10 protein-coding genes and 1 other annotated feature (1 of these 11 cut by a window edge) are annotated in these 13,303 nt (G+C 41.5%); of the genes, 3 read left to right on the forward strand and 7 right to left on the reverse strand.

Going from position 1 to position 13,303, the window contains the following annotated elements; translation table 11 throughout:
• Positions 1-378: 378 nt before the first annotated feature.
• The 4 genes from KO511_RS10960 to rpsO all read right to left on the reverse strand — a co-directional run bounded on the left by KO511_RS10960 (position 379) and on the right by rpsO (position 5,664).
• The gene (locus KO511_RS10960; protein ID WP_215987468.1) at positions 379-1,716 is read right to left on the reverse strand and encodes an MATE family efflux transporter; all 1,338 of its coding nucleotides are present in this window, start codon (positions 1,714-1,716) and stop codon (positions 379-381) included.
• A gap of 200 nt (positions 1,717-1,916) precedes the next feature.
• A complete protein-coding gene (gene nlpI, locus KO511_RS10965; protein WP_215987469.1) occupies positions 1,917-2,837 on the reverse strand; it encodes a lipoprotein NlpI in 921 nt (306 codons plus the stop codon).
• Between the two features lie 103 nt (positions 2,838-2,940).
• Positions 2,941-5,076, reverse strand: a complete 2,136-nt coding sequence (gene pnp, locus KO511_RS10970) for a polyribonucleotide nucleotidyltransferase (RefSeq protein ID WP_215987470.1) — start codon at positions 5,074-5,076, stop codon at positions 2,941-2,943.
• 318 nt (positions 5,077-5,394) lie between these two features.
• A complete protein-coding gene (gene rpsO / locus KO511_RS10975) occupies positions 5,395-5,664 on the reverse strand; it encodes a 30S ribosomal protein S15 (RefSeq protein ID WP_215987471.1) in 270 nt (89 codons plus the stop codon).
• Between the two features lie 268 nt (positions 5,665-5,932).
• On the opposite strand from rpsO, the gene mtnN reads away from it, so the two are divergent.
• The 3 genes from mtnN to btuF are packed head-to-tail and all read left to right on the forward strand — an operon-like array spanning position 5,933 to position 8,446.
• Positions 5,933-6,631, forward strand: a complete 699-nt coding sequence (gene mtnN, locus KO511_RS10980) for a 5'-methylthioadenosine/S-adenosylhomocysteine nucleosidase (protein WP_215987472.1) — start codon at positions 5,933-5,935, stop codon at positions 6,629-6,631.
• Positions 6,632-6,655: 24 nt separating this feature from the next.
• Positions 6,656-7,609, forward strand: coding sequence for a cobalamin biosynthesis family protein (locus KO511_RS10985; protein ID WP_215987473.1), 954 nt, complete (start codon positions 6,656-6,658; stop codon positions 7,607-7,609).
• Positions 7,610-8,446: a vitamin B12 ABC transporter substrate-binding protein BtuF gene (btuF, locus tag KO511_RS10990; RefSeq protein WP_215987474.1), complete on the forward strand. Its 837-nt coding sequence runs from the start codon at positions 7,610-7,612 to the stop codon at positions 8,444-8,446. It abuts the gene before it with no gap.
• A 59-nt stretch (positions 8,447-8,505) separates the two neighbouring features.
• Here the strand turns inward: btuF and thrC are convergent, their stop codons facing one another.
• Genes thrC through thrA form a run of 3 tightly spaced genes read right to left on the reverse strand, consistent with a single transcriptional unit; the run spans position 8,506 to position 13,218 of the window.
• Positions 8,506-9,789 carry a threonine synthase gene (gene thrC, locus KO511_RS10995; RefSeq protein WP_215987475.1) on the reverse strand — a complete coding sequence of 428 codons (1,284 nt, stop codon included), beginning with the start codon at positions 9,787-9,789 and terminating at the stop codon, positions 8,506-8,508.
• Positions 9,786-10,742 carry a homoserine kinase gene (gene thrB, locus KO511_RS11000; protein WP_215987558.1) on the reverse strand — a complete coding sequence of 319 codons (957 nt, stop codon included), beginning with the start codon at positions 10,740-10,742 and terminating at the stop codon, positions 9,786-9,788. Before thrB ends, thrC begins: the two co-directional genes overlap by 4 nt.
• Positions 10,743-10,758: 16 nt before the next feature.
• On the reverse strand, positions 10,759-13,218 hold the full coding sequence (gene thrA / locus KO511_RS11005; protein ID WP_215987476.1) for a bifunctional aspartate kinase/homoserine dehydrogenase I: 2,460 nt from the start codon (positions 13,216-13,218) through the stop codon (positions 10,759-10,761).
• Positions 13,219-13,247: 29 nt separating this feature from the next.
• Positions 13,248-13,303, reverse strand: a sequence feature (Thr leader region) (it continues 63 nt past the right edge of the window).

Consider the following 13,303-nt stretch of genomic DNA (forward strand, 5'->3'; position numbering starts at 1 on the left):
CTTTCTTTTTTTTAATTGTAATGTTGTGTCTGGAAATACACTAACGCAAACGTTACATTATAGGGACTCCCCCCGATAATCTGTCTTAATACTAAGACTAGTGACTGAATTATATAAATGACAAAAAACTTTCGCCTTGTATTTAACACAACCATCAATATAGTAACGCAAAATGCGATATTGCTCCAAATAAAAATCAATATAAGTATTTGAATGATATAAGGTTTAATTATTATTATCTTCAAAGATTAATATTGGAATTGACAAATACAAATAAAAAACCAACCAAAAATGAATCTTAACTCATTATTTGTGAATTAAAAACCATAAATTAAAGTAAAATCAAGGAAAAATATATCTGATAAGACGAAAAATGCCTTAGGCTAAAACCTGCTGGGGCTTTTCAATTTGATATCGGCGAACATCTTTAATTAACATAAAAACAACCATAATACTCAAGGCTACATTCGACATCGGATAGGCGATCCATATTCCTTTAACCCCCATCAACTTAGGCATTAGATATAGGAATGGCAACTGGATCAATATATTACCAACTATCACAAACATAGCTTTTCCACTTTTATTTATCGCCTGATAATAAGCAGCAGCTACAACAAGAAAGCCATCAAGAGCAAGTGCAAAAAGGTGTAATCGTATACCTAAAATAGCATTTTTAATCAGTTCTTCATCGGTATTATTGAAGATAGAAACAAACTCTTTGGGAAATAGATTCAATAAACACACAAATAAAAAACCAATCAATACTGCGCTTATCGTTGCCACTTTGAGTAATTTTCTTACGTTAGGCTGATGGCAAGCACCATGATTGAAGCTCACTAACGGCTGCATTCCATTTGCAGTACCTTCAGCAATGAGATAATACACTGTTACAATATACCCAAGAATAGCATAAGCACCAATTATCATTTGGTCACCATAAAGAGCAAGTAAACCATTATGAATAGCAACCATAATTGCTCCATAGGCATACATAAAAAAGCTAGCAAGCCCAGTATTAATAATCTTGAGTACCAGAAATAACTTAATTTTGAAGTCAGATACACAAAGATTTAATGTCGCCTGTTGAGAGAAAAAGTAGCCTACTCCAAGGATAGTCACTATCATTTGAGCCCCACCTGTTGCAATAGCAGCCCCTGTTAACTCCCACCCAAGACAGACGATAAATACGTAATCAAATACTATGTTGAGTATTGCACCTAAAACCATTAAATAGGTCGCGAGTTTGGGACTGTGATCATTGCGTAATAGAAATGGAGCCGCAATCGAACCCAAGGAAAAAATACAAGATCCAATAAGAACGTTAATATATTGCAGTCCCAATTCAAACACCCGTCCTTGAGCACCTTGCCAACGTAAAAAATCGTCAGAAAAAAAAGCCAATAATCCTGACACCATCGGCACTGACACTAATAACATCAACAGTCCAGTGGCCAGAACCTGCTTTGCTCCAATACTATCTTTCTGTCCCTGATGAATTGAAATCAGCGCTCCAGTACCAACACCAATCATCATGCCTATGGCTAGAATAGTGCCAATCACTGGCCAGGCAATATTAATACCAGCCAATCCATCAGCCCCTACGTAGCGTCCGATAAAAATACCATCCACAACTTGATAAAGCCCACTGACTAGCATTGCCACGATAGTAGGAACTGTATATTTCCAAAATTGGCGGTAGATTGAGGTTTGCATACCAATAACCATTTTGAGAGAGGAAGGGTAACTTTATAGATTGATGCTAAATCGTTTTCAGAGCTTGATTCAATCAACGATTATCAAGACTTAATGTCCAGATAGGTAACCAAGCTAAGAATATTGATTTATTCGCCGGTTTATCACAATAAAAAACCGCAGCTTGATTTAGCCACGGTTTTATCTTTCAGATATCTCGACTAAAGAGCAGCCTGTTTTTTAGTTGATTCTGCTAATTCTTTCTTCTGCACCTGATCATAAATTCCCTGGAGTTCCAGAAATGCATAGCGATGCTCAACATAATCAAATACATTAAATGAAATGGCTAATTTATAGAAAGAAACCGCTTTAGCTAAATCACTGTCTGTTCCCATTGCCTGATAACGCTTCCCTAGATAAAAATAAGCTTCCGTCAAACGTTGAGCTCGAACGGTTCTATCCTTGCTGGTACGATATATTGCGGTAAATGCATCTTTTTCAGATACCTCACCTAACATGAGTGCAACGAGAAACCATCCCCACTGCCTATCCCCATTCTTAAAACGCCCCTCAAGCTCTTGCTTAGCAGTTTCAGGAGAGACTTTAGACTTAACTATATATAGCCACAAGGCTCTAAAAGGATCACTTGGCTCTTGATCGTAGTGCTTCTGCATATCTTCGAGAGCTAATTCAAATCTATCGCCGTAATATAAAGCAATGGCTCTATTTCGCGCAGCATAAGCATTTTCAGGAGCAAGTTCTAGTGCTGAATCAAACGCATCATAAGCGGCATCAAAATTTCTATTTTCAGTGAAGTAAACACCTAATAAGTTAAAGAGATCCGCTTGAGCTGGAAAAATAGCTAAGGATTGTTCATAGTCTAACCTAGCTAAGTTACGTAGCCCTACGCTATCGTAATAGCTCCCTCTTTCAAAGTACATCTTTGCTCGGGTTTCATTAGGCAGATCATCTCTTTGAAGTAATTGACTTAGCCTAGCAATCTGCACTTCTTGTTGTAACGTCGGCTGCAGTGCTTCCACCATAGGTGGAAATACCCACTCTGGCTGGCTATCAATCAAAGTTGAACAGCCCGCATTACCTAATAAGGCTATGCTTAGTGCGGTAGCTTGAAACCATTTCACAAATAAATACTCCTTCGCTAAAGCCCTATTTCAACATTGTACATATTATAAAAAAGGGAGCTAAATGCTCCCTTTATAACATGCTTTAAGCTAGATAAGCCAATTACTCAGCATCAACAGATGGTTGCTCTGTCATAGTTTCTTCAGCAGGTTTTTCAACTGCTTCTTTCATACTAAGGCGTACACGACCTTGACGGTCAATCTCAAGTACTTTAACTTGAACTTCTTGACCTTCAGCAAGGTAATCTGACACTTTCTCAACACGCTTCTCTGCAATTTGAGAAATATGTACTAGACCATCTTTACCTGGAAGAATGGTGACAAATGCACCAAAGTCTGCAAGACGAGCTACTTTACCTAAGTAGATACGTCCGACTTCAACTTCTGCTGTGATTTCTTCAATACGACGAATTGCTTCTTTAGCTGCCTCACCTTCCGTCGCAGCAATTTTGATAGTGCCATCGTCTTCGATTTCGATAGTTGTACCAGTCTCTTCAGTTAGAGCACGGATAACTGCACCACCTTTACCGATAACGTCTTTGATCTTCTCTGAACTGATCTTCATGGTATGGATACGCGGAGCAAACTCAGAGATATCTTCACGAGCGCCAGAAATCGCTTCATCCATTACAGAAAGGATGTGCTTACGTGCTCCTTGAGCTTGGTTAAGCGCAATTTGCATGATCTCTTTAGTGATTCCTTCGATCTTGATATCCATTTGTAGTGCAGTGATACCAGTATTAGTACCTGCTACTTTAAAGTCCATATCACCTAAGTGGTCTTCATCACCAAGGATGTCAGAAAGAACAACGAAGTCATCACCTTCTTTAACAAGACCCATTGCAATACCTGCAACAGAGGATTTAATTGGTACACCTGCATCCATAAGTGCTAGAGAAGTACCACATACTGATGCCATTGAAGACGAACCGTTAGATTCAGTGATTTCCGATACAACACGCACTGTGTATGGGAACTCATCAACAGAAGGCATTACTGCAGCGATACCGCGCTTAGCAAGTTTACCATGGCCGATTTCACGACGCTTTGGAGAGCCTACAAAACCAGTTTCACCAACACAGTATGGAGGGAAATTGTAGTGTAATAAGAAGTGATCTTTACGTTCACCCGTTAACTCGTCAATGATTTGAGCATCGCGCTGCGTACCTAGAGTCGCTGTTACGATTGCTTGGGTTTCACCACGAGTAAATAGTGATGAACCATGTGTACGAGGAAGAACTCCAGTACGCACATCTAATGCACGAACCATGTCTTTCTCACGACCATCGATACGAGGGTTACCCGCGATGATGCTACGGCGTACCACTGTCTTCTCTAGATCATGGAAGATAGTGTGAATTTCTTTGGTGTTTGCTTCTGGATTTTCAGCAAGTAGTACATCGTTTACTTCTGCAGCAATCGCGTGGATGCGGTCGTAACGAGCCATCTTCTCGGTGATTTGGTAAGCTTCAATAAGCTTAGCTTCCGCAAGTTCAGCAATCTTAGAGTTAAGTACTGTATTCTCTTCAGGAGCAACCCAATCCCAAGCTGGAGTTGCTACTTCTGCTGCAAACTCGTTGATCGCATTAATCACAACTTGTTGCTGGTCATGACCAAATACAACAGCAGAAAGCATCTCTTCTTCTGTTAGGTTATCTGCTTCAGATTCAACCATAAGAACAGCGCCTTCAGTACCTGCAACCACTAGATCAAGCTTCGAAGCAGCTAGCTCAGTATTGCTTGGGTTCAGTACTAGCTTACCATCGATATGACCAACACGTGCTGCACCGATAGGACCGTTAAACGGGATACCCGAAATAGCAAGAGCAGCAGATGTGCCGATCATTGTGACCATGTCTGGTTGAACATCAGGATTAACAGAAACTACAGTAGCAATTACCTGAACTTCATTTTTAAACGTACCCGGGAAAAGTGGACGAATAGGGCGATCGATTAAGCGAGCCGTTAGAGTTTCACCCTCTGAAGGACGGCCTTCACGTTTGAAGAAACCACCCGGGATTTTACCAGCAGCGTATGTACGCTCTTGGTAATTTACTGTTAGCGGAAAGAAGTCTTGACCTTCAACCGCTTCTTTTTTACCAACGACAGAGACAAATACTGCTGTATCATCCATCGTTACCATCACTGCTGCAGTAGCTTGACGAGCAATGACGCCAGTTTCTAGAGTAACGGTATGATTACCGTATTGAAACGTTTTAACAACTGGTTTTTCAAACATTGTTATTCCTTGCTTCTGAGTCATTTAAAAAGTTCTCAGAGTGTGTTTAATGGCACTCAAGGCACTACAAATCGCGACTAGTAAAAATGCACTGTACCAGTATGAAATTATTTCAAGGACAATGTCATTTATAATAGCCGCGACCTTTTGGTCGACGAGGTTGACTGCAATGCTATGAGCTATACTTTAGCGCACTCAATTAACAATATGAGTACGCGCGTGCGTAGTATAACGAGATAAATTTGATTTGGCTAAATTTAGCCAACAAAAAAGGGGCAAAAAGCCCCTTTTCAACAAACTGTTCTATGCAATCGCTTATTAGCGACGTAGGCCTAGACGCTTGATTAGGTCATGGTAACGATCTAGATCTTTACCTTTTAGGTAATCTAGAAGTTTACGACGACTAGAAACCATACGTAACAAACCACGACGGCTATGGTGATCGCCTTTGTGTGCTTTGAAGTGACCTTGTAGGTGGTTGATAGAAGCGGTAAGTAGAGCTACTTGAACTTCTGGTGAACCTGTGTCGCCTTCACCACGTGCGTAGTCAGCAACGATTGCTGCTTTAGTTTCTGCATTCAGAGACATATTCTCTCCTAACATAAGAGTAAGTTAAACAATGTGCCAGCCAATCTCTGATTCAGCCGACACGAGAAGCGCGAATTATATGGGATAGCGAATGCTTAAGCAATAGGAAATTTATAAGCTAATTTATACATCTACTGTACTCATATAAATAAATCCAAAACCTACCTGTATTAATACTGCTTGCCTGTCTGACGTATCATTCCTATCTGGGGCATTTCTGTTACACTTAGCTCATTACAACCTACACCCCGAAATAACAGGAATCCTTATGAAAATTGGCATCATAGGTGCAATGGAGCAAGAAGTTACTCTTCTAAGACAAGCAATAACAGACATAAAACAAGCATCTAAAGCCGGCTGTACTTTCTACTCGGGGCAACTCAATGGAGTTGACGTTATTCTCCTCCAATCAGGTATTGGAAAAGTCGCGGCCGCTGTAGGTACTACTATTCTCTTAGATGAATATCAGCCCGATGTAGTCATCAACACTGGTTCTGCAGGTGGGTTTGATTCAACCTTGAACTTGGGCGACGTGGTTATTTCTACTGAAGTTCGTCACCACGATGCTGATGTCACCGCCTTCGGTTATGAGATAGGGCAAATGGCTGGCCAGCCCGCATCATTTATTGCTGATTCAAAGTTAATGAATACAGCAGAAAAAGCTTTGGCTCAAATGGAAGGTAAACATGCGGTACGAGGTCTGATTTGTACAGGTGATGCCTTTGTATGCTCCAATGAACGTCAAGCATTTATCCGACAGCACTTCCCATCTGTGGTTGCAGTCGAAATGGAAGCATCAGCAATCGCTCAAGTTTGCCACCAATTCAAGGTGCCCTTTGTAGTTGTAAGAGCTATTTCCGATGTAGCAGATAAAGAATCACCAATGAGCTTTGAAGAGTTCCTACCTTTAGCGGCTCAAAGCTCTTCTGAAATGGTGTCAAATATGGTCAAGTTACTCAAATCTTAACTATTATATCGGTTACTGATAGTCGTGGAAACTCTCTTTAATCAGCTATATTCAAATGGTGCCCTGCTGGTGTTGTGGGGCGCTTTATTGTGCCATCTGATCTTGCCATTTCCGCGTGAGGCTCACCCAGCTATTCTGTGGCATAAGTTTGCAGAACAGTTGGCAGACAAGGTTAATACCAACACCAATTACTCTCAAAGCTTAATTTCTGGTACCTTAGCAATGTTGCTGATGACCATACCTATGCTTGTTATTCTCCTAGCATTGAAACCTCTGGTTTGGCAGGTACAATTATTTGACCTCGCTTTATTGCTTCTCGCCATTGATTGGCGTAATACTGACAGATTTACTAGCCACTTTGTTTTAGCAATAGCAAGAGAAGATAAAGAACATGCCAAAATGCTTCTTAAACCTATCGTCAATCGTTCAACCCACTCATTGTCGTTACTTGGTTTAGGTAAAGCTGGAACCGAAACCCTTATCATGTCCTATGGCCGAAATGTAGTTGCTGTATTATTCTGGTATGCCTTAGCTGGGGGAATTGGTGCTTTTCTCTATCGCATGACAGTCGAGCTTGCCAGAGCATGGTCTCCTTCCCGAAAGCGATTTTCCCCTTTTGGTATTCCTGTCATAAGATTAGTCGCGATATTAGACTTCATCCCACTGCGTCTATTCGCTCTAATAATAGCGCTGGGAGGGAGGACTCGTGAAGTCTTTTCACTCCTCAAGTTACAAGCAAGTGCTTGGCCGTTGCCTGGACCCGCGTGGCTGCTTGTGTCAGTAGGCGTGAAGCAACAACTTTCTCTTGGTGGCCCTGCTATATACGATGGAAGAAAGGCAGTTCGGAGCAAACTCGGAGGAAGAATAGCCCCTTCAGCCATTCATATCGCTCAGGTACAACGTTTACTTGCATGGAGAATGTTTGCATGGATAATGCTACAAAGTGCCATCATGGGGCTTATCTATCAGGGAATTTAAATGCTTTGTCAGCGACTTCTTTTACTCTTCATTCTGCTACCCACCTACCTAATTGCAGCGCCGGTAGAGCGAGTGATAAGTCTAGCCCCTCATACCACCGAACTAGCCTATGCCGCTGGTCTGGGGAATAAAATTGTTGCCGTTAGTGAATACAGTGATTATCCACCACAAGCAAAATCACTTGAGAAAGTATCGAATCATCAGGGAATAAAGATTGAACGTATCATTGCCCTACAACCTGATCTTGTTATTGCTTGGCCAGGAGGAAACCCAGTTAAAGAACTAGATAAGCTCAAAGCATTTAACATCAATACCTACTCTGTAAATATCGAATCACTAGAAGACATTGCCATGCATATTGAAACGTTAAGTCAGTATGCAAAAGACCCCGCGATTGGCCAAAAAGCTGCAAACAACTTCAGAGAACAACTGCTAAATCTCAGGCAAGAATATGAAGTCGATGTTCCGGTAAGTTACTTTTATCAGCTTAGCGATCAACCATTGATGACGGTGGCAAAAAATCATTGGCCAAGTGAAGTATTTTCATTTTGCGGTGGGGTTAATGTGTTTAAAAATAGTCCTGTTCCTTATCCTCAGGTTGGAAAAGAACAGGTGATATTGAAAAATCCCGATGTTATTTTCTCATCACAACATTCTACCGCTGTTTCTTTATGGTCAGGTTGGAAACAACAAATGACGGCCATCCAAAACAATTACATTTGGCCTCTTAACTCTGACTGGCTCAACAGGCCGACTCCGAGAACAATTAATGCTCTAAAAGAAGTGTGCACACACTTTGAAACGATAAGAAAACAAGGCCAACATCTCTCTAACTAGAACCTAGGGATTGACACATGTAAAAAGATCACCAAAATGACCTTTTTACATGATTACTTTTATCCTTGTACTCGATAAAGCACTTCTTTTAGTAACTCAAAATCATTGGCTAAATCTTCTGAAAGCAGATCCATTGCAGCGTGCTTGGCGAGCGGCCCCGGAAGGTCAATATTAGAATCGAGGATATCATCAACAACTTCCTTAAATTTAGCAGGGTGGGCAGTACATAAAAACAACCCCGTTTCACCCTCTTTCAGTTGTTCATCTAATACCCGATAAGCTATCGCTCCATGAGGTTCACATAAATAACCCATATCAAAAAGCACTTGTACAGACTGAGCACTCTGCTCATCAGTAACAGCACCTTTACCAAGCGTTTCTAACCCCCACTCTTTAATACGGCATAGCTCTTCAATACGCGGCCAGTTATTTGGCTGACTTACATCCATTGCATTTGAAGTCGTTGCTATTGTAGGTTTAGGCTCCCAATTACCCGAATCCAAGTAACGCGGTACTGTATCATTAACATTGGTCGCTGCAATAAAGCGCTTGATAGGCAGTCCCAACGCTTTCGCTAAAAGCCCAGCAGTTAAATTACCAAAATTCCCACTTGGTACTGAAATAACTAAGTTATTACGTTGCTCTTTACTCATTTGCGCTGCAGCTTCAAAGTAATAACAAACTTGGGCCATTAAGCGGCTAATATTAATTGAGTTTGCTGAATTCAGTCCTATATCACCGCGCAACTTGGGATCATCGAACGCTTGTTTAACAAGCGCCTGACAGGCATCAAAATCACCATCAATCGCTACTGTGTGGATATTGTTACCTAAGGTACAAAATAGCTTCTCTTGTAATGGACTAATTTTGCCTTTTGGATATAGAATAACGACATTAATATCCTCCATACCATAAAAAGCATGAGCCACTGCAGCGCCAGTATCACCTGATGTAGCGGTTAAAATTGTGATTTTCCCACCATCAGAAACCACTGCTAATGACTGAGCCATAAAACGGCCACCAAAGTCTTTAAAGGCAAGTGTCGGGCCGTGAAACAACTCTAATGCATAGATATTACCTGTCACCGGCTTAATCGGTGCTGGGAACTGAAAAGCCGCATCGACTATCGCGTTGACTGTTTCTTCTGACAATTCATCACCAATCAAAGCTGAAAGGATTTTTGTGCTACGAGTAACAAAGTCTTCCGCTAATAACGCATCAACATCCTCAAAACTTGGTAACTCTGATGGAAAGAATAAACCTTGGTTACGCCCTAAGCCTTGACGTACTGCTTGAGCAAAAGACACTTGTTGATCATTTTCTTTTATGTTGTAAAGCTTCATAGCTCACTTCCTGTTACTTGGGATCCCTGCTTGTCTAGCTGACAAATATGGACGAACCCTTCTTGATTTTGTATGTAGTTTTGTTCTAGCCAACGAGCGACTCGCTCAGCGACATCTTTCTCTTTGCATAGACTAAATAGTGTTGGCCCACTGCCTGAAATTCCCGTAGTTAAAGCGCCAGCTGTCGCAGCATACTTTCGAGCATCAGAAAATCTCGGCAATAGTTTTTCTCGATATGGTTCCGCAATCACATCTTTAATCATTTGAGCTGCTAATTCTGGCTGGTTAGAATGACAAGCATGAATAAAACCAGCTAAATGTCTTCCATGCGCAATAATATCCTGGCGACGATATTGAGATGGAAGAATTTCTCGAGCCTCTGCCGTAGATACTTTTATTCCCGGATAGGCCATAACCCAATACCAGTCATCAAAACAAGGGACTTCCTGACTAATAATATCTAGTTCTTCTAATATTAACTGCACACCACCAAGGAAGCATGGAGCAACATTATCATAGTGAACACCGCCAGAGATCTGCCCTTCCATTTCACCCATCAGTGCAAGAAGCTGCGTTTGCTCAAGCGGATTACCGTGAAATTGATTTAACGCATCTAAGGCAGCGACTATCGAACAAGCGCTGGAGCCTAAACCAGATCCAATAGGCATATTTTTCTCGAGAGTCATCTCTAAAGGCAGTAAGGCAATACCTTTTTTATCCAATTCTCTTGCAAACACTCGCCAGCAATCATAAACAATATTTTCTTTAGGGTTATGTGGTAGCTTAGAAACGAAATTTCCAGCTGTTTTTAAGCGAAAAGGTTCCTTGCCAACTTTTACCATCACTCGGTCACCTAGCAATGTCCCATCCACTGGAGACACCGCTGCACCAAGGACATCAAAACCCACACTGACATTACCTATCGACGCTGGTGCGTAGACAACGACATCCATACCAATACTCATTCGTTTAAACCCCTAGTTTCCATCCTAACGTACGCATAACATCGGAGAATACACCAGCTGCTGTCACTTCTGTACCAGCACCATAACCACGTAATACAAGCGGAATTGGTTGGTAATATCGACTGTAGAAAGCCAAAGCATTTTCGCCATCTTTTATTTTGAACATTGGATCATTATCATTAACTGCAGAAATACTGACACGGCACTGACCATCAAGAATTTCGCCAACATAGCGCAACACCTTTCCTTCATCTGCCGCTTCACTAGAGAGCTTTTGGAAATACGCATCAGCTTCAGGAAGCCTAGCCATGAATTCTTCGACACTCCCAGAGTCATCAAAACTAGGTGGTAATGCCTTTTCAACAATCACATCTTCTAACTCTAAATTCATTCCAGCTTCACGAGCTAGGATCAATAGTTTACGCGCAACATCCATACCAGACAGATCATCTCTAGGATCAGGCTCAGTAAAACTATTTTCTTTGGCTATATTAGTTGCCTGACTTAATGTCATACCTTCATCCAGCTTACCGAAAATATAGGAAAGTGAACCTGAAAGAATACCGCTAAACCGTTCTAGTTCATCGCCTGCCGAAATCAGATTTTGCAAGTTTTCAATCACAGGCAAGCCTGCACCTACTGTTGTTTCGTACATCAGTTTACGGCGAGAGCTGCGTGCAATATCTCTAAGCTGGTGATAATAAGCCATACTAGCAGTGTTGGCTTTTTTGTTTGGTGTCACGACATGAAACCCTGCTGCTAGGAAATCAGCATATTGATTAGCAATTGATTCAGATGAAGTACAATCAACCAATACCGGATTGATAATGTGATTACGCTGAACCAAAGCAATAAGCCTAGCAAGGCTAAACTCTTCAGTTGAATCATTCATGCGATCGCGCCAATGATCCAAAGGCAAACCTTCACTGTCTAGCAGCAAACCTTTACTATTGGCAAGCCCACACACTCTAAGGATGATGCCTTTATCCGCTAGCTTCACTTGCTGGCGCTGAATTTGATCAACTAGTTCACCGCCTACTCCGCCAATTCCAACCACAAAAACATCAAGGAAGTGTTTTGAGTTAAATAAATTTTCATGACACGCTTTAATCGCTTCTGATACTTTATCTTCGGGTATCACAGCAGAAATCGCACGCTCTGACGAACCTTGAGCAATAGCAACAATGTTCACATTAACTTCAGCCAATGAAGAAAAGAACTGCGAAGCAACGCCTCTCGAAGTTCGCATTCCATCACCAACTAAGGTCACAATTGCGACATCATCTATAAAGTCAACAGGCTCTAATAAACCCTCTTTTAGCTCAAGTTCGAACGAGTCATTGAGTGCTCGCTCAGCAGTAACTCTATCTTCAGATTCAATGCAAAAACTAATACTGTACTCTGAAGAAGATTGAGTTATCAAAACAATCGACACACCCGTTGATGACATGGCGCCAAATACTCGGCTTGCCATTCCCACCATACCTTTCATACCTGGACCAGAAACATTGACCATTGTCAGGTCACTAAGTGTAGTAATGCCCTTAATGGATAACTTATCTTCACCAGTATCTTGACCAATCAGTGTTCCAGCGCCTTGTGGATTAAAACTATTTTTTATTAAGCAAGGAATATGGAACTGGGCAATAGGAGCAATAGTTTTGGGATGAAGTACTGAGGCACCAAAGTATGAAAGCTCCATCGCTTCTTGATAGCTTAAGGATTTCAATAAGCGCGCGTCAGCTACCAAGCGAGGATCGCAATTATAAACACCGTCTACATCTGTCCAGATTTCACAGCACTCAGCACGTAAACAGGCAGCCAAAACCGCCGCAGAATAATCTGAACCATTACGGCCCAAAGTCACTAACTCGCCTTCTTGATTTCCAGCTGTAAAGCCGGGCATGATGTTGACACTTCCTTTTGGTAATGGATTTTGACGGAAGTTTTGAGTGGATACTTCAACATCAACCATAGCTTCTAAGGGATCTCCTTGAGCATAGAGATACTTAACAGGGTCAATCAGACTGGCTGGTTGACCTTTAGCTTCCAAGACCGCTTTCATCAGCTGAACTGAAACGCGTTCACCTTTACTTATGATACGAGCGTTAACATTACTTGGACACATACCTAATAAGTTTATCCCATGCACAAACTGACGCAGCTGACCTAAAGAGGCGCTAACTTGGCTATCATATCCAGTGCTATTGAGATTAGGTAGAGCTTGTTTTATCTCTTGATGCAATTCTCGCAGGGAAGCTTCCAGAGCAACTATCTGTAACTCAGCTTCACCGTTTTTCAGCGCCCCATCAATAACCGCAACTAACTTATTGGTTGTTTTTCCTGGTGCAGAAAGTACAACAGCAACTTCTTCTTGCTGGGCATTATTGGCAATAATATCAGCTGCTCGCAGAAACCTATCTGCATTAGCTAATGATGAGCCACCAAACTTTAAAACACGCATTCCTTCCTCCAAATGCTTGTAAAGGGATATAAAAAAAGGCCTGTATCTCATTGGATACAGGCCTTTTTTTGAATTTATTTCGCTT

Origin of the sequence: Vibrio hepatarius (assembly GCF_018860525.1) — a bacterium.
Taxonomy (GTDB): domain Bacteria; phylum Pseudomonadota; class Gammaproteobacteria; order Enterobacterales; family Vibrionaceae; genus Vibrio; species Vibrio hepatarius_B.